This is a genomic window from Paenibacillus xylanexedens, from assembly GCF_001908275.1.
Classification (GTDB): Bacteria; Bacillota; Bacilli; order Paenibacillales; family Paenibacillaceae; genus Paenibacillus; species Paenibacillus xylanexedens_A.
Window position 1 is genome coordinate 1,056,130 of record NZ_CP018620.1, and the last position, 21,774, is coordinate 1,077,903.

14 protein-coding genes and 1 riboswitch are annotated in these 21,774 nt (G+C 46.3%); of the genes, 6 read left to right on the forward strand and 8 right to left on the reverse strand.

The features are described 5' to 3' along the window. Nucleotides 1-21 precede the first annotated feature (21 nt). On the reverse strand, nt 22-1,323 hold the full coding sequence (melA, locus tag BS614_RS04715; RefSeq protein ID WP_074093095.1) for an alpha-glucosidase/alpha-galactosidase: 1,302 nt from the start codon (nt 1,321-1,323) through the stop codon (nt 22-24). Between the two features lie 202 nt (nt 1,324-1,525). Here melA and BS614_RS04720 point away from each other — a divergent pair, with 202 nt between their 5' ends. Further along, the gene (locus tag BS614_RS04720; protein WP_074093096.1) at nt 1,526-2,353 is read left to right on the forward strand and encodes an AraC family transcriptional regulator; all 828 of its coding nucleotides are present in this window, start codon (nt 1,526-1,528) and stop codon (nt 2,351-2,353) included. Nucleotides 2,354-2,430: 77 nt separating this feature from the next. Further along, nucleotides 2,431-2,623: riboswitch (cobalamin riboswitch) on the forward strand. Nucleotides 2,624-3,349: 726 nt separating this feature from the next. Here the strand turns inward: BS614_RS04720 and BS614_RS04725 are convergent. The 4 genes from BS614_RS04725 to udk all read right to left on the reverse strand — a co-directional run bounded on the left by BS614_RS04725 (nt 3,350) and on the right by udk (nt 9,451). After that, the gene (locus BS614_RS04725; protein WP_244898265.1) at nt 3,350-6,217 is read right to left on the reverse strand and encodes a DUF5704 domain-containing protein; all 2,868 of its coding nucleotides are present in this window, start codon (nt 6,215-6,217) and stop codon (nt 3,350-3,352) included. A 529-nt stretch (nt 6,218-6,746) separates the two neighbouring features. Next, nucleotides 6,747-8,033, reverse strand: a complete 1,287-nt coding sequence (locus tag BS614_RS04730) for an S-layer homology domain-containing protein (protein ID WP_074093097.1) — start codon at nt 8,031-8,033, stop codon at nt 6,747-6,749. Between the two features lie 344 nt (nt 8,034-8,377). Next, nucleotides 8,378-8,707, reverse strand: a complete 330-nt coding sequence (csaA, locus tag BS614_RS04735; RefSeq protein WP_062837691.1) for a chaperone CsaA — start codon at nt 8,705-8,707, stop codon at nt 8,378-8,380. Nucleotides 8,708-8,818: 111 nt separating this feature from the next. Then, complete coding sequence (gene udk, locus BS614_RS04740; protein WP_017691162.1) at nt 8,819-9,451, reverse strand: uridine kinase; 633 nt, start codon at nt 9,449-9,451, stop codon at nt 8,819-8,821. Nucleotides 9,452-9,764: 313 nt separating this feature from the next. Between udk and BS614_RS04745 the strand changes: the two genes are divergently transcribed. The 4 genes from BS614_RS04745 to BS614_RS04760 all read left to right on the forward strand — a co-directional run bounded on the left by BS614_RS04745 (nt 9,765) and on the right by BS614_RS04760 (nt 15,180). Continuing rightward, complete coding sequence (locus tag BS614_RS04745) at nt 9,765-10,610, forward strand: PRD domain-containing protein (RefSeq protein WP_235200849.1); 846 nt, start codon at nt 9,765-9,767, stop codon at nt 10,608-10,610. A gap of 138 nt (nt 10,611-10,748) precedes the next feature. Continuing rightward, nucleotides 10,749-12,677: a beta-glucoside-specific PTS transporter subunit IIABC gene (locus BS614_RS04750; protein WP_074093098.1), complete on the forward strand. Its 1,929-nt coding sequence runs from the start codon at nt 10,749-10,751 to the stop codon at nt 12,675-12,677. A gap of 79 nt (nt 12,678-12,756) precedes the next feature. Further along, nucleotides 12,757-14,214, forward strand: coding sequence for a glycoside hydrolase family 1 protein (locus tag BS614_RS04755; RefSeq protein ID WP_074093099.1), 1,458 nt, complete (start codon nt 12,757-12,759; stop codon nt 14,212-14,214). Nucleotides 14,215-14,220: 6 nt separating this feature from the next. After that, nucleotides 14,221-15,180, forward strand: coding sequence for a 2-keto-3-deoxygluconate permease (locus tag BS614_RS04760; protein WP_074093100.1), 960 nt, complete (start codon nt 14,221-14,223; stop codon nt 15,178-15,180). 104 nt (nt 15,181-15,284) lie between these two features. Here BS614_RS04760 and BS614_RS04765 read toward each other — a convergent pair whose 3' ends face one another. Beyond that, nucleotides 15,285-15,968, reverse strand: coding sequence for a type 1 glutamine amidotransferase domain-containing protein (locus tag BS614_RS04765; protein ID WP_074093101.1), 684 nt, complete (start codon nt 15,966-15,968; stop codon nt 15,285-15,287). A 381-nt stretch (nt 15,969-16,349) separates the two neighbouring features. Between BS614_RS04765 and BS614_RS04770 the strand changes: the two genes are divergently transcribed. Next, complete coding sequence (locus tag BS614_RS04770) at nt 16,350-16,817, forward strand: hypothetical protein (RefSeq protein WP_074093102.1); 468 nt, start codon at nt 16,350-16,352, stop codon at nt 16,815-16,817. Between the two features lie 152 nt (nt 16,818-16,969). Here BS614_RS04770 and BS614_RS04775 read toward each other — a convergent pair whose 3' ends face one another. Together BS614_RS04775 and BS614_RS04780 are read right to left on the reverse strand one after the other, a co-directional pair. Then, the gene (locus tag BS614_RS04775; protein ID WP_157116281.1) at nt 16,970-19,990 is read right to left on the reverse strand and encodes a DEAD/DEAH box helicase; all 3,021 of its coding nucleotides are present in this window, start codon (nt 19,988-19,990) and stop codon (nt 16,970-16,972) included. A 5-nt stretch (nt 19,991-19,995) separates the two neighbouring features. Further along, nucleotides 19,996-21,774 (reverse strand): SWIM zinc finger family protein, encoded by a 1,779-nt coding sequence (locus BS614_RS04780; RefSeq protein ID WP_074093104.1) that lies wholly within the window; start codon nt 21,772-21,774, stop codon nt 19,996-19,998.

Consider the following 21,774-nt stretch of genomic DNA (forward strand, 5'->3'; position numbering starts at 1 on the left):
AAAGGAAACGGTGCTTTTGTATTATGACGTATATTTTGGCAACCAGTCGCCGTGAGCCTCAATTAACTCATCACACATCGCTACGATGTCATCGATAGACAGCTCCGCAGCCGTGTGTGGATCAAGCATGGCGGCGTGATAGATATGTTCTTTTTTTCCAGTGATTGCCGCTTCAATTGTTAGCAGTTGCGTGTTGATGTTTGTCCGGTTCAACGCTGCGAGTTGTGGTGGCAGATCCCCAATGTACGTAGGGCTGATCCCTGATCCATCGACCAGACAAGGTACTTCCACACATGCCTCGCGCGGCAGGTTCGTAATCAATCCGTTGTTCATAACGTTGCCGCCAATCTTGTACGGGTTATTTGTCTCCATCGCTTCGATAATATGCGATGCGTATTCACGGCTGCGGGTATGTTCAATATTTTCGCTGGCAAACAGCTTGGTACGCATTTCTTTCCAGCCTTCAATCTGGTTCACACAGCGGCGGGGATATTCATCCAGTGGAATATTGAAGCGTTCAATCAGCTCCGGATAATTCCGCTTGATGAAGTAAGGGTGGTACTCGGCATTATGCTCAGAGGATTCCGTTACATAATAGCCAAAACGCTGCATCAGCTCAAAACGAACCATGTCCTCATGCTGTTCCTTCTGTTTTTCCTTCGCCAGACGTTTGATCTCGGGGTATAGATCCTGCCCGTCTTTTGTAACTTCGAGCAGCCACGCCATGTGGTTGATCCCTGCAATCTTAGCCACAACACCTGTCTGATCGATCCCCAGTGCATCAAACAGATGTGGTACACATACCTGCACACTATGACACAATCCTACGGTTTTGATCCCACCATGTACGTTCATGACGTTGGTAAGCACGGCCATTGGGTTGGTATAGTTCAGGAACCATGCATCCGGACATACTTCCTGCATATCTCGGGCAAAATCCAGCATGACCGGAATCGTCCGCAAGTTACGGAAAATTCCGCCAATGCCAAGTGTATCTGCAATTGTTTGACGCAGTCCGTATTTCTTCGGAATCTCGAAGTCTGTAATGGTACATGGATCATATCCACCGACCTGGATAGCGTTGATGACATATTTGGCCCCGCGTAGCGCTTCTTTGCGGTCATGATATACGTTCACAACGCAACGACTTCCGAGTGAACGGGCCAGACTGGTCAGCAAACGCTCTGAATCGCTCAAACGTTCAGCATCGATATCAAACAATGCCAGTTCAAAATCCTGCAGTGCTTCGGTCATCATGACATCACCCAATACATTTTTGACAAAGACGGTGCTTCCCGCACCGAGAAATGTAATTTTATTCATTTAAGTTCAGCCTCCCTGAAAAATGTTGTACCCCAACTATAGGCCGATTCGGCACATATAACTATGGCTCAAACCCTTTCAAACATGGCATAATCCCATTTTTGTTCCCGCTTTCAACTAATATGGAAGCACTTTAGCTGTTATAATATAAATAGACGAAATGAAGAGGTAAGCGGAACGAAGTCAGGATGGAGGGCGAAAAATGAGTCGGATTGAGATGAATGTGGTTCCCGCAGGCTGGACACAGATGGAGCTGATGTTGTTGTTTTTCGGGTGGGAGGCATGTGATCCTGCGCATTATTGGGGACCGGGTGTACGTGATTCTTACATTGTGCATTACATCCATGAAGGACGGGGCACTGTGTACATGGGGGATCTGGAGTACAAGCTGACTCAGGGACAGGGCTTTGTGATTCTCCCGGACACACTTATTCATTATGAGGCAGATCCGAAGGAGCCCTGGACGTATTCGTGGTTTGGATTCAAGGGTGTACAAGCCAAAGCATTCATGCAACGTGCCCAATTGAGCCCGGAGCACCCGATATATGATGCCCATGATACAAATACGATGGAACACTTGTATACAGAGATGGTCCAGGCTTCCACGCGTCCGGGAGGCGATGTGATGAATCAGAGTCTCTTGTATCGCTTGGTGGCAGAATTAATCTCTTCTTCGCCTGTGAAGGAAGAAATAGGGCACCTCCTTTCGAACAAAGAGACGTACATCCGGCAGGCGGTGCAGTTTATGGAGAACAGGTACAGCCAGCGAACCTCCATTCTGGATATTGCCCAAGCTGTGGGGCTGGATCGCACGTATCTGTCGGGATTGTTCAAAGAGCGATATGGCATGTCGCTACAGTCCTTTTTTCTGGAGTATCGTATGAATAGGGCTGCCGAACTTCTTCAGAATCCAGGGCTGTCGGTCAGTGAAGTGGCCCATTCTGTCGGGTATACGGACCCCTTACTGTTTTCCAAGATGTTTAAGCGAGTGACGGGTGTGTCTCCAAAGGGTTCGAGAAATCGAGATTAGACGCATCTAGTGTTTCAAATTTAAAAGAAAAGTTTTGATCATTAAACGTTGTCCCGTTTTACTGATACAGAAGTGTAATTGAATATGTGGAACTTGGTGCTTTGCCCGTCAGGGTGGAAGCTTAATAGGAAAGTCCGGTGTAATACCGGCTCGGTCCCACCACTGTAACAGAGGAGTCAGGTAGCGATAATCCACTGGTGTAAGCCGGGGAGGAGCTGCAAGTGACGATGATTCTGGAGCCAGGAGACCTGCCAGGTTTAACAAACACAGTAGTACCCTACGGGAGATAGGAAGGTGTTTAGAGAGCATGATTTTTTCTGAAAATCTGTTTATTTAAGGCGTTCTCAACCAGTAACCCGGAGAGGGACGCTTTTTTTGATAGAATTTATAAGTTTTCAGCGGAGCTGTGGACGGAGAACATCATGGCACGTACATAAAGTTTTGTGGAAGGACGTTAGAGCACTTGAGCAGATATATCGTTAAACGATTATTACAACTAGTAGTCGTATTGTTCGGCATCACGTTCCTGACTCCTGACGTTCCTGCTAACCTACCTGTCTCCTGGAGAAAGTTTGTCAGGATAATACTGATCTGCCGGTTTTCTTTATAGTCTAAGTAAGGTTATAAAAAGAGAATAATGCAAGAAGGGTTACCCCAGAAGTCCATAGATGACTCTCAGGATAACCCTTTTGTTGTATAACAGGCATGTTGTGTGTAGCTGGGATGTGACACTAGAATCACTTGTGAATGCTTCATCGTATGTCGTTCAGTGCACTTAAGTCATTCAGTACACCATAGTTTTGCGCAGGCTGTATAGTACTTAATCCGGCACTTCATGGCTATTTCATCATATATTTATTGATTGCTTCATTGGGTGATTGTCGCTATATAGATATTCAGTCTTATTTTGGAGAGGTACTCCGCATACAGACTCTTCTGTCCACATGTAGTTGGCTACATATGCTTAGCCAGTCGTGCTGACATGAGAGATTCAAACTAGTGCGGTACTTGGGATTGGAAGTCATTCCGGCTGGACTGATCAGCATGGTAAAAGACAATGTCGCCATCCTTCAGCGGCCAGGTTCTGCCTTGAGTGTCTGTTGGTTTTTTGTTGAAACCTTCCATCTGCCATTGATTCATTAGTGGTGCATGAATGTATTGTAGATGGGGTGCCTCTGTATTTCCATTCCGCAGGCTCTCCATGTTGAAGTTAACTACGATATAACCATTCTTTAGAAAAATCTTCGATTTCTCATCTAGCTGATTTTGTTGGGCAAGGGGTTCGAGATCCGTCCCTTTTGGTACGGCATATACATCGGCCGGCAAGCTATACTCCCCGTACCAGCGTTGGATTGCTGCATTGGCCCGGTCCACGTTGACCCCGGAAGGAATGTCCGTTTTGGGCCCAATGAGTGTCCGAATCGGAGCAGACAGGATCATCCAATCATAGCGACCTACCCACGTTTTTTGATGAGAAGTCTGATCAACTAGGCGAACCATATGTTCCGCCAACGTACGCTGGTTGCGTTCTTCCGCTGTCAGCTCATAAGTATACTGATAACGCGCTGTATCGCCTAACTCTGTGCCGGGTACATTTCGAAGACGTGAGTTCAGGACAACAAAGCGTTTCTCCAGATCCTGTGCCGATCCGATACGGATCAGACGTTCCTGGCCTCGATGGTAGTACAGATCCACTTCTTGTCGGGATAAACCGTCTTTGCTTACAAAAGAAAAAGTTGGTGTTATTCGAATACCATCCTGCTTGCCAAACATATTGCCCTTGGTCTTCAGATCGAACTTGAAATGGTACCCCGTCTTCACAGTCGCGTTAGCGAATCCCTGCACCGGATGGCTTCCTGGTCGGATGGGCAATACAAATGGAGTCAGATTACCTCTCGGATCACCATCAATGCTATTCATCCCTGCCCAGTAGCTAAGGCCCGTTGGGTCGGGACTACCCAATCGCTTGCGAAATACATTTTCCCAGTTGTAATCGGAGATATCAGTTACGTGAAAATCATATAACCTTCCGATCACATCTACCGGTACGGTATCTGCTGCAAAATGATGTGTCAGATTGGTATTGGCATCCTGTTGCTCGGTAAAGTTTGCAGGTGCATTCTCTGCAATATTACGGAATACAATGTGATATTTACCTTCATCTACCCATACAGGGAGATAAAATGTGGTATCCAGTTGATTGACCGGAATATCGACCCATGTCTTGGCAGGGATAAACTGACTCCGGTCTGCGTTGTAGACATCAAACGGGAATTGCACCTGTTTGATTCGAAAATATTTGGCATAGTCCCGATTTCCATAACCGGGATAACTCGCTGCGTCCAAGTGCTGTCCCGATGTGGGAATTCGCACAATGAACGGACGTTCCAGAATGAGTGCAGCGCTGGTTGGGTCCGGTACGGTTTTCTGATTATGCGGCTGATCATCCGATACCCAGGCGTAGTTGACGACAGGGGTGTGTACCGTGACCGTGTTGATGCCGTTAATCGGTAATATTTTATTGGTGCCGCCATTCACGTTACCCGGTAGCAAATCATAATAGATCTCACCAGAGCTTGCGGTGTTTGCTTTATTCAGCAGGGAATTGCTGATCATATTACCCGGTTTGTACAGCACATCACGCCCAATCGTTGTTGGATTAGGAATATTGGATGGTGTTGGTCCATCTTTGGTTGCTTCCACATTATTCATAATGGTTGTGTTGTTGAATTTCACTAAATCATTATTCACTTTACTTTGAGGTGTGTTGGACTCAGCCATCCCTTTTAACCGTGATGTATCATCTGGCACACTGGGAGGTTGGTTCAAACCACCTGTTAATTTGGGTGGAGTATATGTGATTGAAGTGGTTTGCCCTGGTCGTACATGGCTTTCTACGGATTCATCATTTTTAGACTCTAGTGTTGGTGGTGTGTATCCTGTTGGATTCATCGTAACGGTCTCACCGGGCAAAGCGTAATTATTCATGGTTGCTTTAGCGATCTTGTATACTTCCAGATTGTTAATTTTCCAGTAGGAGTAGTCTCTTGTGATCTGGAAGTTGTATGGCTTGGGTACCGTGTCGTTCGCGGGTACAGGTGGCCCTGGTGTACAACCATCATCATCACATTCCTCTGGTCCAGGTACTGTCCACTCTCTGTCGTACGAGATTGTGACATTACAGTTGTATGTAACTTTACCGCTCATTTTCGCCCAAGCTTGTTTAAACAGGTAATTGTCAGCAAAGGCATTTGTGTAGAGTGACTCGGAAGTAGGAATTCCTCTTAACACATTAAATGTCTCATTGTCTCTGTTATCTGACTTGATAACACCGTTGGCATTTGGATCGAGATCATTCATGCTCATGATGGTTCCAGCAGAGGGTGGTCCAATCGTTGGCGTGCAACCTCCACCACCGCCTCCGTTACCGTCGCCCTCACCCGTACCTGGGTTCTCTTCAACACCAATGTTTGTAGTGGTAGTTAACGCAAAATCGTCCTTTTCCCACAATACGGTGATGGTTGTCGTTCCTCTGCTGACGGCTTGAACTAATCCGGAGTTACTAACGGTAGCGACACCAGGATTGGATGATTCCCATGTAGTTGTACCACCGCTGCCGGTGTTAACATTGGTCTCTGCACCAAAGTTTCCATCTCCATTTTTGGTTTTGACAGTTGCATTCAATTGTTTGGACTGGTTCAAGCTAAGTTGCCCGCCAGCGGTAAGGTTGATCTCTTTGGTTATTTCAACAAGACCTTTCCAATAAAGATCTGTATTGAAGATGTAATCTGCTGACCATTTAGGTGGGTTATATTCTCTTGCAGCTGTTGCATTGATAACGCCGCCTATTTTCATGGTGAACATTGTTCTTCTACCATTGAAGGAGTCGACAGAAACAAGTTTAGGCATATTTAAATCTGCATTGTAATGTTGGTTGTCATCCATATAATGAGGCTTTAGGGATACCTCGGTTAATTCTGATCGTGGATAAGGGTCGCTGTTCTTATCCATATATACTGCAGGTTTGTACAATTCTTTATCCAGATCTAGATCAACACAAACTGTCGAGGAAACGGGACGATTTGTTGATGGATCGTTAGCTAGCAAAATATGATCATTAGGCCCACTACATCCGCCATCAACGCTCCATCTTAAATCATCAATTTGATAAATATAAATACCAATATTGGTCATTTTTTGCCCTTCAACAGGTATAACTTTTAGTTGAGATTTAGCTGGTGTTTCAGGTACCATATATTGTGGTTTTATTGCAGGTTTAGTACCAGGTCCGCCACCGGCGTGCACAAATGAATAAGGTGTTAATACAGCGTAGATGGTTAGAAAGGCTATCAGTAATTTACTGATAGCTGGCTTCAACCTCAAATCTTTTATTTTATTTTGTATCGATGACACTAAAGATTGCCCCCTCTTTAGTTTCTAAGGTCACAGCCCTCGTCACAGATTGATTAAAATGTAACATTCCTTGTGCCCAATATATAGGGTTTTTAACTCCAAAGACTCCTCTATTCAAGGTGTAGTCTCCTGTTTTTGGAGCCTCATATGACAAAAATGATTTTGACTGTGGGGAAGCCAAAGGATTAAAGGTAGCTGAATTAAGGAGACTTCCGGCTTGTGGTTGGTTCATGGATGCCGATTTAATATTTAAATCAAACTCGACGAAAGAGAAATATCTATCGTTTTGGAGCTTTACTCCTTCATCTACAAAAACGGGATAATAAATGCTACGGTTATTGCTAGCGACATTAGTATCTACAATAATCCAATTCAAAACTTTAAGATCAGCATAATTTGTATCGGTAACGATTTCTTTGTTTCTAACTTTCGAAAAGTCATTAGTTACAACTTCATCGTACTTCTGATTGCCTGATAGAATAATTTTTCTTTCAGGTGTTTGTTTAAAAGACTTTGCAATAATATTCAAATTCGTACCAGTCAAACCCACTGCTCGCAGCTCATTTAAACCCTGAAAATCGGCAGGTTTTGTCTTGGCAACTGCTGCATAACGGGCGATCAACACAGCAACTTCCGCGCGAGTTGTAGTACGATCAACGCCAAATGTTTTATCGTTTGCTACACTCATCAGTCCTGTTCCCAGGGCAACGGCGACTGCATTTTTTTGAGCGCTTGCGAGTTTACCTGTAAAATATTCCTTTGCAGGCACAACGGTGTTGGTCACATCAGAGAGTACTTGTTTGTACTCAGGATCAACCACGGTTAGTCCTTGCATCAGCCAAGTAGCCATCTCGCCTCGTTGAAGAGCGCCTTGTGCATCCAATTTTCCCTTGTAATTAGAAGGGGTGATAAAACCTTTTGCAATAGCAGTAGAGACACCGCTTTTTGCCCACTCCGGTATGTCCGTGAAATTGTTTTGTTCTTGTGTCGATGCATTAGGCTGGTCGGATAAACGTCCCAGGATAATTGCCATTTCAGCTTTGGTAACAGGTGAGCTTGGTTTAAATGTCCCGTCGGTATACCCCTTGAAATAACCTTGTTCCACGGCCGAATTAATTGCTGAAGATGCCCAGTGTGTAGAAGGAACGTCCTTGAATCTAGTTGTAACTTGTGCGGCTTCTACAGAACTCCCAACGCCTCCAAAACTTACGATACCCCCTGTTAATAAAGCTAATGCCGTTACGCCGGAAATCATCATTTTTTTCATGATTCTTACTCCTCTCAATTTTAGTTTTTTGTCTTTGGTATGTACGAGTTAGGCTACTAGATACTAAATTTGTAATAATAATCAATATTCTACCATGTAAAACTAGGCTGTTGGTATGATTTATCAACAAAACTCCTCCTCTCCGCTCAACCCTTACTAATTCTCCAGTCCTATATTTCCTTAAAAACACAAAAAAAGGCCACGAATCCGCAGATTCATAGCCTTATGCTTTAAGGTCTTCAACATATGTAGTTCCATCAATAGTCAATTCAATACTCAATACATCAAGGATACTCGATTTCCAAACATTTGAAAAGCCCATATTATTCTTGCTCAAAATAAAGTCAGGCTATCGGTGTTCCATTTGGCAACGGACTATCCGGTGTGAGCAAGACAACATCGCCTTCACCAGGCACGCCGCCCAGCACAAGTACTTCAGAGACAAAACCGGCAATCCGGCGAGGTGGAAAATTAACAACAGCAACGACCTGTTTGCCAATGATCATGTCAGGGGTATAGCGCTGGGTGATCTGAGCACTGGAACGTTTCAGGCCAAGTGGTCCGAAGTCGATCGTCATTTTAATAGCGGGAATGCGAGCCTTGGGGAAGGGTTCGGCTTCCACCACTGTACCAACCCGGATGTCATGTTGCATGAACTCTTCAAAAGTAGCCATAGGGGAAGATCTCCTTTCAACTATTGGGAACTATTATAAATGAAAAATCAACAAAAAATCCAGATTACGCTGTATCGTAACCTGGATTTCAGTTGTGTTGCTTGCAGCAAATTAAGCGCCGTTCCAATTTTCCCCGGTGAGGTATTTCTCGGTGAGGATGGATAACATCTGAATACCTACTTCATTATGTCCGCCTTCTGGAATAATGATATCGGCATACTTTTTGGATGGCTCGATAAAAGCATCATGCATTGGTTTTACCGTTTCAAGATATTGTTTGTACACGGATTGGATCGTGCGTCCGCGTTCCTCAATATCCCGCAGCACTCTACGCAGAATCCGCACATCGGAATCAGTATCAACAAATACTTTGATGTCCATGAGACTGCGAAGGTGTTCGTCAATCAGCACATGCAATCCTTCTACAATGACAATATGGTTCGGTGCCAGTTCAACCGTCTCATTGGCAGCACGGTTATCTATGGTGAAGTCATATACGGGGGCATACGCCGCTTGGCCTTTTTTCAACAGGGTGAGATGCTCAATCAACAGATCATTATCGAATGCAAACGGGTGATCGTAATTGGTGAGTCGGCGTTGCTCAGGTGTGAGCTGCGACTGGTCTTTGTAATAATTGTCTTGGGATATAAAAGTAACCTTACCTGATCCCAGACGGTCTATGACGGAGCGAGCTACCGTCGTTTTACCGGAGCCGGTTCCTCCGGCGATACCAATGATGAGCATGGTTGTTCCATAAGCCTCCCTAGAATGGCAGCATAATCATGAATAAAGAGCACTGATCCACAATCGATTCAGCACCTTTATTCACATGTCTGTCTCTGAATACACAATTCCTTCATTGTACCACAGCGCTTTGCTTTTTTCATCTGCTATGCAGAGGCATGTTTTCCCTAGGATTGGATGATTGACTTTTTTAAAAACAGCACTATAATAAACTTATATTCATAACACGGACTGTTACTGGGGAAACCAGGCATGACCGAATTCGATTGCTTTACTGTAATCGCTTTCGGTCTTTTTTTATTTTTGTTGGGGGGTGAGAACATTGAAGGTTATCAAGAAAGTAAACAATAACGTAGCCATCGCTATTAATGAACATAACGAAGAGGTTTTTGTCGTAGGCAAGGGTGTAGGATTTCTGAAAACGCCTTATGAGCTGACGGAGACGGACTTGGTGGAGAAAATATTCGTAGCACCAAAGAACATCCGTATGTATGACCTGCTGAACAGTATTCCGATTGAGGATATTTATCTCGCGGAGGAAGTCATTAAGCTGGGCAGTCAGATCCTGAATAAAACATTTAACCCGAATCTGCTTCTCACCCTGTCCGACCATATCAGTTTTGCATTAACCCGAACCAGAGAAGGCATCCGTATCAAAAACCCGCTGGAATGGGAAGTGCGGACACTCTATCCGGACGAGACCCGGGTGGGGGAGGCTGCGCTGAAGCTGATTCAGGAAAAAACGGATATCGCGCTGCCAACAGCCGAAACAACACTGATTGCTCTGCATTTTGTTAATGCACAAGTGGGCTCTGGAGAGATGACGGATACCACCAAGGTAACCACAGTTACGGGCGAAATCCTGTCGGTTATCAAGTATGCGCTCAAAATTGACTTTCAGGAGGATTCCATCCATTTCATGCGCTTTGCCACACATATCCGGTATTTCATTCTGAGGCAGATGAGCGGTAAGTCGCTCAAGGATGAGAATGAATCGCTGTTCCTGATGGTGAAGGAGAAGTTCCCGAAAGAACTGGCTTGTGTGGAGAAGATTGCTGACTTCCTGAAAAATAATTATGGCTGGACCTGTTCGGATGATGAAAAATTATATTTGATCTTGCATATTCAACGATTGATCTCAAATGAACCAACGGAATGAACCAGTGAAGGAACTAACCGAATAATCCATATTGGACTGTTACTGATTCGATCAGGCATGACCAAGCGTAGGGAATGACGATTCCCCGGCTTGGTCATTTTTTATATATCCAATTTATTCATGTAGAGGAGAAGGGTCATGAACAACAAAGACTTGGCTAAAAACGTACTTGATCTCGTTGGCGGCGAGCAAAATATATCGGGTCTGACACACTGTGCAACCCGTTTGAGATTCGTATTAAAGGATGATAACAAAGCAGACCTCAAGGCGCTGGATCAGCTCGAAGGTGTGCTCAAGGCACAAAATTCCGGTGGACAGGTTCAGGTTGTTATCGGTGCCAAAGTAGACGCGGTATACAGTGAAGTGAAGAATTTAACTTCTGACAAGATTGGCGAGCTTACGGAGTCTACAGACAGTGGACCGAAAAAGAGACGTAATCCCGTCAACGTAGTGCTTGAAACCATCGCAGGTATATTCACCCCTGTTCTGCCAGCACTTGTTGGTTGCGGGATGATCAAGTGTTTGGCTACCGTTATAACTGCCATGGGTTACCTGGAAGGCTCCGGTTTCCTGACGATCATTAACATGATCGGGGACTGCATTTTCTACTTCATGCCATTCTTCCTGGCTGTCAGTGCAGCAAATCGTTTCAAAACCAATCCCTATTTGGCGGTAGCTCTTGCTGCGGGACTAATGCATCCAACCATTTTGAACGCTGTGGCTCAGATTGCTGAGACGGGTGTAAACAGTATTGATTTTCTCGGCATGCCGATTCTGCTGATGAAATATTCCTCTTCCGTCATTCCAATCATTCTGGCGGTATGGATTATGAGTTATGTGTATCCGATCGTCAATCGAGTGATTCCCAAGTTTCTGCAGGTCCTGCTCACTCCGATGATTGTTTTGTTCATTATGATTCCACTGGAACTAATCGTGCTTGGCCCAGTAGGATCATATATCGGTGACTGGTTGACCAATGGCATCAACTCATTGTTCTCAACAGCAGGTGTTCTTGCTGGTGCGATTCTTGGATTTTTCAAACCGATCATGGTCATGTTTGGTATGCACTATACAATCATGCCGATTCAGGTTCAACAAGTGGCTACACTTGGTGCAACCGTGCTGTTACCAACAGCACTGGCAGCGAATTTGGCTCAGGCTGGAGCAGCCTTCGGTGTGTTTGTACTGACGAAGAGTAAAACGATGAAATCAGCAGCTGCTTCAAGTGGATTCACCGCTTTGTTCGGGATTACTGAGCCGGCGATCTATGGTGTTACGCTCAAATATAAACGTCCCTTTTTCGCAGGTTGCCTGGCAGGTGGATTAGTCGGTGGATTCTACAGCTTGGTGCATACAACAGCGAATGCAATTTCACTGCCAGGTGTATTGGCAATTGGTACGTATACATCAGATCGTTACATGTATGTCGTTATTGGTTGTATTGCCGCAGTTGTACTCGGGTTTGTGTTCACGCTATTGGCTGGCATCAAGGAAGATACAGATGGAAATAAATCAAAGCAGCAAGCTACGAATAAAGTAAATAGCAATCAGGCGGCAGTTGCAACGGACACTACTCCGGAGTCAGTGCCATCACAGACATCCACATCTTCTGACATGCTTATCGTTAGTCCAATGACAGGGGAGATCAAACCGATCTCTGAGGTGGAAGATCAGGCGTTTGCCCAAGAGTTGATGGGTAAAGGCATTGCAATCGTTCCGACAGATGGCAAGGTATACGCTCCATTTGACGGAGTAGTTGAGGCGCTTTATCGCACCAAACATGCCATCGGTTTGAAGGCAGCGAATGGTGTCGAGATCCTGATTCATATCGGGGTGGATACCGTCAGTCTGAAAGGGAAATATTTTAACGCTCATATCGAACAAGGACAGACAATCAAGGCAGGGGATTTATTGGTTGATTTTGATCCGGAGGGCATTACGTCAGCAGGTTATAACACCATTACATCGATTGTGGTAACCAACATGCAACAGTATGGAGATGTGCTGACTACAGCGACCAGCGGCCCGATCCGGGAGAGTGAACCTTTGATCAAGCTGATTCCGTAAGAACTGCTCATCTTTTCATTAAGCTACAAGTTACAAGCTAGATGGTCTTAATAACACGTAATAACAGGAGGAAACTAAAATGACAAATTCCAATTTTCCAAAAGATTTTTTATGGGGCGGTGCACTGTCTGCCTGTCAGGCCGAGGGAGCTTATAATGTGGACGGCAAGAGTCTGACCATCCCTGAAGTTATGAAATTTAACGAGAAGAACGACCGCAAAGTGACCAAGCAGATCAGAGTGAATTGGGAGATGATTGAAGAGGCCAGGAATGACCAGGATACAGTTAAATATCCGAAGCGCCGGGGAATTGATTTTTATCATTCTTTCCGTGAGGATATCGCCTTGTTTGCTGAGATGGGCTTCAAAGTATTCCGTTATTCGATTTCATGGGCCAGAGTATTCCCGGGTGGCGACGATGCTACTCCGAATGAAAAGGCATTAGAGTTCTATGATCAGGTTATTGATGAATGTCTTAAACACGGTATGGAGCCCTTGATCACCATCAGTCACTTTGATACGCCAATTGTACTGATGGACAAGTTCGGAGGATGGTATAACCGCAAGCTGATCGATCTGTATGTGAACTATTGTGATGTGCTGTTCAATCGCTACAAGGGCAAAGTGAAATATTGGGTGACATTCAACGAGATCAACATGAGCGTGAAAGCATCGGCCAAAACGCTGGGAATCATTGATTATGATGCTCCAAATTATGAGGAAATGTTGTTCCAGGGGTTGCATCATCAATTTGTAGCTGCATCCAGAGCAACCAAGATGGCTCATGAGATTGATCCGAATAACCAGATCGGAAGTATGGTGGCTTATTTTACAACGTATCCTTACACTTGCAAGCCGGAGGACGCACTCCAGATGCAACAGGATGATCAGATGAAAAATCAGTTCTATCTCGATGTGCTCAATAAAGGCGAGTACCCTTACTATAGTAAAACGTATTTCAAAAACAAGGAGATCCAGCTGAATATCGAGGACGGCGATCTGGATAGCATTTGCGCGCACACGGCTGATTTTGTAGGGATGTCGTATTACAACTCGATGATTTCCAGTAGTGATACCGAACAACTCGAACTAACGGCAGGCAATGTACACAGCGTATATAAAAACCCGCATCTGCCCGCTAACGAGTGGGGTTGGCAGATTGATCCCATTGGCCTGCGGTATACGCTGAATCTCGTCTATGATCGGTATCAAAAGCCTGTCTTTATTCTGGAGAATAGCTCAGGTTTCTACGATAAACTGAATGAAGATGGAACGATCAACGATCCTTACCGGATTGATTTTCTGAGCAAACATATCGAACAAATGGGACTCGCCATTGCCGATGGGGTCGAAGTGTTGGGATACACGATGTGGGGGCCCATCGACATGATCAGTTCAGGGACTTCCGAGATGAGCAAACGGTACGGATTTATCTATGTGGATCAGGACGACTATGGGAATGGTACGCTGAAAAGATATCGTAAGGATTCCTTCTTCTGGTATCAGAATGTGATCCGTACCAACGGAGCAGAACTGTAACGCATCATGAACATTCTGGGTCGTATCAAAAAAATACCCGGCGGCTTGCTGATTGTTCCCATGCTGGTCGCCGCGGTCATCAACACGGTGTTTCCATCGTTTTTTCAGATCGGAGATCCAACAACAGCGCTGTTCACATCGAAAGGTACCATGGTGCTGATCGGCATGATTTTACTGATATCAGGAACACAACTCAACTTGTCACAGCTTCTGGTGACCTTGAAGAGAGCAGGGGTGCTCTGTATTTCACGCATCCTCATCAGCTGCCTGTTCGGATGGGCGTTTGTACACTTTTTTGGCATAAGTGGGGTCGGGGGAGTTTCTGCGGTAGCCTTCATTGCCGTTCTGACCAGTTGTAATCCAGGATTATATCTGGCCTTGATGAACACGTATGGAGATGATGTGGATCGTGCTGCGTTTGGCATTCTGAATCTGATCGCCGTACCGGTTATTCCGGTCATGATATTGAATTCGGCAAGCGGCGTCGGTATCGATTATCTCAGTGTATTTGCTACACTAGTACCTTTCTTGATCGGGATACTGCTTGGTAACCTGGATAGCAACATACAGAAGATGTTCGCTCCGGGAACACTGATTCTACTACCTTTTCTAGGTACCAGCTTCGGGTCCAATATTGATCTGCGTATTGCATTTCAGTCCAGTCTGTCCGGTTTGTTGGTCACGGTGTTATTTTTGCTGATCTGCATGCTACCGCTAATTGGAATCGATCGCGCGATACTAAGACGGCCCGGTTACGCAGCGGCTGCGACATGTTCGGTTGCTGGATTGTCCATGGTGGTGCCTTCGATGGTTGCCGGGTTCAATCCGGCGTATGCGCCATATGTGGACACAGCTATCGCTCAGATTGCGTTTGCCGTGATCCTGACGTCGGTGACCGTGCCTTATATCGTGAAACGTCTGGCTGGAGGAACAGCAACGGAAGCTTCTGCTTCGACAAATCACTAGAAAAAAACAGCATGTGTTCTGTCAGATTATGACGGATCACGTGCTGTTTTGCTTTGTACATCTATATGATCTCCTGGGGGAGGAGAGGGATCGATCGGTTTATTTTACAGACCCAGCAGTTGTTTAACACTTTCAGCTACAGCTTTGCTAGATTGCGGATTCTGTCCTGTGACCACGCGGCCATCTGTTGTGACATAAGAGCTGAAGGCAGCTGCTTTATCGTATTGTGCAGCACGTTCTCTCAAAGCATCTTCCAATAGGAAAGGAACATACTCGGTTTGTTGAGCCAATGTTTCTTCTTCATTCGTAAAGCCGGAAACGGTTTTGTCGTTGATCAAAAGCAGACCGTTGGACAGCTTCACGTTCAGCAAGGCTGTAACCCCGTGGCACACGCCAGATACAACGCCACCTTTTTCATAGATATCACGAGAAAGCTCTTGAAGTTCAGCATTGTCCGGGAAATCCCACATTGTACCGTGACCGCCTGTGAAGTAGATCGCATCGTAGTCACTTGCATTCACTTCGCTAGGTTTCAGCGTATTTTTCAATTGATTCATGAACGTTTCGTTCTCGAAATAGGCTTTGGTGCTTTCATCCAGAGAGTCGCCCAGACTTTTCGGATCAAGAGGTACGTTCCCACCTTTAGGGCTAACCAGATCGATCTGAACATTGTCATTATGGTCAAACTCTTCAATAAAGTGAGTTGCTTCGCTCAGCCACAAGCCAGTAGGCTCGTCCTTCGTTGCGTACTTATCTACATTTGTTAGAACAACCAGTATCTTTTTCATATAAAAAACCTCCCATAAAGTATATAACATCAATTTATATTAAATATCACAAAATTAAATTGTGTAAAATATATTATTAAATATAACATAACTATTTTTCAAAGTAAAATCATGAACGTATCGTCGATCTCCAATTTTACTTTCAAGCGGAGATGAAAAGAACAACCTACTAGTAAATATGCTCTTAAGAATGCATTTTTACTTATTATGCCCAACTTAATTTACTCAATTTGTAAGCGGAGGTAGGCGTGTGTAAGCGATATCGAAATTAATTCAAATTTGATGTTAATTTGATTGAACAACTAGTTCTTTTGATTTAGAATGGCGGAAGATGCCAACGAAAAACTGGTACATATTACATATATACTTGGAGGAACATTCATGAAACGTTCAGGCAAATTTTTCGCTTCAACCGTAGTTGCTGCCGTTGCTGCAGTATCCATCGTCTCTTCAGCTTCAGCGAGCACAGTTTCAGTCTCCAACATCTCTAGCGTAACACCGATCAACATCAGCAGCAGTATGGATATCGAAACAGCTTTGATGATGGTTCAGAGCGAACGTACCAAATTATTGGATGTCCAACTGCAAATGCAAATCCAGGAGGTACAGAACCGTAATCAACAGATCGCAGATTTGAACTCTCAATTGCAGATAGCCCAGCAAAATGGGGATGAAGCAGCTGTTCAAAAGCTGAAAGGCCAAATTGATGCAGCGGGCAACTCCCAACAGATGGACATGCTTCGTTTGCAGTCCATGTCCAACAAGCGCAATGAAGCATTTGATGTAATGACAAACTTTGTAAAAAAAATGCAAGATTCAAGATCATCCATCATCGGTAACATGCGTTAAGAACGGATGATTAACTGCTGCAACAATACAAAAAGAGCGAAGTCGGAATTCAAATTCCGAAACTTCGCTCTTTTTGTATTTCTCTTTTTTATGATATATCTCATCTAATCCGGGTGTGGACCCAGTCTGTATACTGTTTTCTTCAATCCAAGTTAGCCCGACCAATCACGACGCCGAGTGAACAGATCCTGCAACTCATCCGTGGACAATTCGGTAATCCAGTTCTCGGAGCTTGTGATGATGTTATCGCTGAGCTGCTGTTTGCTCTCCAACATCTCGTCGATCCGCTCCTCTAATGTGCCAAGAGAGATGAACTTATGCACCTGAACATCCTTGGTCTGACCCATCCGATAAGCTCTGTCGGTGGCTTGATTCTCAACAGCAGGGTTCCACCAGCGGTCAAAATGGAACACATGGTTGGCTGCGGTCAGATTCAATCCCACACCGCCTGCCTTGATGGACAGAATGAAGACGGACGGTTGCTTATCCTCAGGCAATGTACGGTATTGGAATTCCTCAATCATACGATCCCGTGCCGTTTTGGAGGTCCCCCCGTGCAGATACAACACAGGTTCCTGCAACTCCTGACGCAGTACCTGTTGCAGCATCTGACCCATACCGATGTATTGGGTGAAAATTAGGCATCGCTCGCCCTCGTCCCGTAATTCGCGGACAAGTTCCATCAGTCGTTCCAGCTTCGCGGAGCGACTAATCAGCATCGCCATATCCTGTGGGCTGTACACGTCATAAGCAGATGTTAGTGCACCGTCTTCAGGCAGTTCCTCCGGCAAAGCTTCTTTCGTTAACAGCAGAGGGTGATCACACAACTGTTTAAGCTGGGTTAAAGCTGATAAAATTGCACCTTTGCGCTTGATACCTTCCAGTTCTTTCATTTTATCCATCAGGGCCTGTACGGACTGGTCATACAAAGCACTTTGTTCGCCCGTCAGGTGAATGTAGGTCTTCATCTCGTTTTTGTCCGGCAGATCGAGCTGGATATTTGGATCTTTTTTCTTCCGGCGCAGCATGAATGGTTTCACCAATTGCTGCAGATCCTGCATCCGTTGCTCATCCTTGTCTTTCTCTATAGCACTGATAAAGCGAGTCTGGAATGCCCGTCCGCTGCCCAGATATCCTGGATTGATAAAGTCATAGATCGACCACAGCTCGGACAACCGATTCTCGATCGGCGTACCTGTCATGGCAATGCGGTGTTTCGCCGGGAAACTGCGGACCGCCAAGGACTGTTTGGTCTGAGCGTTTTTGATATTCTGCGCTTCATCGAGACAGATGCATGACCAGGTGTAGGTTTGTAACATCTCTTGATCCAGTGTAGCCGTAGCAAAGGACGTGATAATAATATCCACCTGCTCGGTCTGCTCCCGGAATTCTTCTCCACTTAATCGGCGTGCGCCATAATGCAGACTGATATTAATGGAGGGTGCGAAGCGGCTAATTTCCTTTTGCCAGTTGCCCAGTACGGAAGTTGGGCAGATCAGAAGTACCGGGGCTTGTCCCGGCTTACGTGGTTCATGATCCTTGATGTGTAACAGATACGTGATGAACTGAATGGTTTTCCCGAGACCCATATCATCAGCAAGACATGCCCCAAGTCCGAATCTGCGCAGGAAACCAAGCCATGCAAAACCTTCCTTCTGATACGATCGCAGCTCGGCATGAAGCCCTGTCGGAATGGGCAGGGAAGGTGCGCCGCCTTGTCCGCCCCCGAGTTGTGCAATAACCCGGTTCAGGTGCTCATTCAGTTCTACTTCCAGCCGAATGTTCTGATCATCCTGTGGTTGCTGCTCTTCCTCGGTTTGTTGTCCTTCCTTCCATTTCTGGTTGCGATATTCCCGTTGCTCATTGTGCAGCAGATGCAGGTGCAGAATATCCTGGAATGAGAGTCCCTGTTCCCGATCTACACCGCCCATGGCACGACGTATCTGTTCCAGCAGGTCGGGGTCGAGAGGAACCCATTCTCCACGGAAGCGAACCAGTCGTTCATTACGGGCAACAAGGTCGGCGAACTCATCTTCGCTGAGATCGGTGTCACCAATCGCAATTCGCCAGTCAAAATGAATAATCGAGTCCAGTCCAAAGAACGACTGTCCCCGTTCACTGCCTTCCTCCGGCTGCACCTTAGCACGCAGCTTTGGTTTCTTCTTACGGGCTGCTTCCCACCAACCAGGTAGCAGAACTTGCCAGCCCGCTGCGAGCAACCTGCCGCTATCCTGCGTCAGGAACTGCCAGGCTTCCTGATCTCCCAAAGGATCACTCAGCACATCCCGCCTACCACTAATGGAGCTTCCGAGACGCGGCAGATGTGCACGCAGCTGATCCAGCCATCCGACCGAGCGATCCAGAATGAACGGTGTCCATACCTCTGGCCATTCACCTTCAAGTCTGCCCCGTGAATCCAGCATGACGGGCACCAATACAGCGGCATCCAGCTTGTTCTGCAACACCAATCGCAGCCGCCAAGATGGCTCATCCTCGTCCGGCTCCTGCAATTGCAGCATGGGTCTGAATGGTGCGGCATCTGCTTTCCAGCCAATGGATACGAGCCAGGACTGAGCATCCATCCCGGCTGTCTTGGGTAGAGTGCCGCGCTCTGGGAACAACTGCGGGAATTCACGTCGCAGATCGGTTGCCGCTTCCTCCGAACTGTACCAGCGCTGGAACACAAAGGCGGAGTAAGCCGCCCCCAGTCCTTCGGCATAACTCTCGTCGGTCTGTTGAATCGCCTTGGTAAGCGATGCCCGCTCCTGCTTTTTCAAGCTATCCGGGTCCCAGGTCCACTGAAGCTGTCCTGCACGGTATGCCTCGAAGCTAGGTAGGTATTTTCGTTTCTCTATGGAGGATGCCAGTGCTGGAGCTAGTCGAATCAGATGTTCCGCTTGCTCGTCCCACTTCCATTCAATATGAAGCAGAGTATGCATCTCGGCAAAAAAGGGAATCACTTCTTCCGCAGGCAGAACAACCAGCTCAATCTCCTCGATCTGCCGAACTTCCAGTTCGGTACCGTAGAAGGAAGGCACATGCCAGGCGAACAATCGCTGCTTAAGCGACTGTCCCGATACAAAGTGGTGTGTGTTGAGTGCTCCGTAAAACAAAGCATCGCCATATCCGGTTAAAGCGACGTGAACCTCAATCGTTTCAGTGTAAGGATGAATTAAGCTCATGAGATCAGTTTACCTTTCCGAAGCTCTTCCTGCAGGGCGCGCAGCCGACTGTTACGAACGGCGAGTGTGGTGATGAATTGCTCCCAGTGCGCTTCTTGCTTCATTTTTTTATAGATTTTGGACAGACGTTTCAACAGCTTCACCGCTGCTTTGTATCCGTCCCTGTTTTTGTGTCCGATATAACGCTCCACTGCCTGATGATAGAAGGGAAGCAGCAGCTCAGGTGCATCTTTTTCGATTGGTTGCAGCATCGCTACGCGGAATTCCAGAGGTTCCGTTCCCGTACTCAGCTGAAAATCAATCCATCTGCGCCACTGTCCACGCGAATGCATAGCATCCTCGTAGGCGGGGCGGGAGTGGGGAAGCATACTGACAAGCGTGTCCCACATACGGTTCTCTGCATCGGGCAGATGTTGAATGGCCGTATCCCATAGATGCATGTAATCATTCAAAGGTGTATTACGCCGATTCGCCAGAAGGGGGCCAAGTTGTACCAACCAATCCCCAAGTCGCTTCCATTCAGCCGAATCTGCGAGTACATGGAGAAAATGCAACAGTTGTTCTGGCGGGAAGCCGTAGGCCGAGCTTCCATGGATGAGTCGCTGCCATGCCTGATCATCTTGCCCCAGATGGAAGTGCATCCAGCTCTGCGCGAGTATGAGTGGTAAAGGCAGTGTTACGGCTTTGCCTGGTCTATCACTACTACTTCCATTATTTTGAGCGCTACCCAAGACACTCCCACCTGACTGGGAAGGTGACGAAGCGGCGGTTATATTGCGTTCTATATCATCTAAGATGGCCTGTTCCGACACTAACATGTCCCGCGACCCTTGCAGCTGAGGTACGATCCAGTTCAACCACAGTTGTCGATAGATCGGAGTGAAGAACATCATGCTGGCTGTCTCAGGCATCATCTGTTTGCGTAAATAAGCCGAGGTTTCGGCCAGTCTGTTCCAAAGTTGTTCAAGCTTGTTTCCCTTTAGACCTGACAGGTCTAGCGGATGGTTAAAGATCCGTTCAATGTCTTTCAGAAGTGCATCCACCGCGAGCTGGGCAGGGTAGCTCAAGTACACGGGGGTATGAGTGATTGAATTACGAGCCGGCGGCACGCAGAATCGGATGAGGTGCAACTGCACATGTAGTTCAAAAAGTTGGTCCATCGCAGCGTTCAGCCTTGGTTTAATGGCATACAGCTCGTCCGTTGCTTCCTGTACGTAGGATGTGCTTGCTGTGCCAGTCCCCAGCCGTCTCAGACATGAGTGGAATAGTTCGTGCCATTCCGAGATTTCGAGATCAGCAAGCTCTGTTGCACGTTCCTTGATCTGGCTGTATTGGTTGTCCGGAATGTTCGTCTCCTGTTGTTCATCGGCTTCTGTGTAGCTGGATAGTCCTGCGGACATGGCCCCGACGGGTTTGGTCGTTTGTTTGAGCGCAGTACTGGAGTGTGCATTCACAATGGCATGGACAGGTCGCTCCAGTTGCTCAGCATAACTCATCAATACAGCTGTCATATGTTTGCATACGGAACTCACCGGGCAGGTACAATGACTGGTAGACAGAGATTGCATGCTTAGTGTGACCTCGTACTCTTCCGATCCTTGTACAACGGCCGAAATCCCTTGTTGTTCGGAATAGGTTAATGGTCCGACACGTTTCTGTTTATAATATTGGAATCCGCGCATGATCGTCAGGTTATTAAAATGCTCTGCAACCTGCCTGATCAACTGTTGCCACTGCGCATCATCCATCCTCATGTTATTCGGTATGTTCATCAT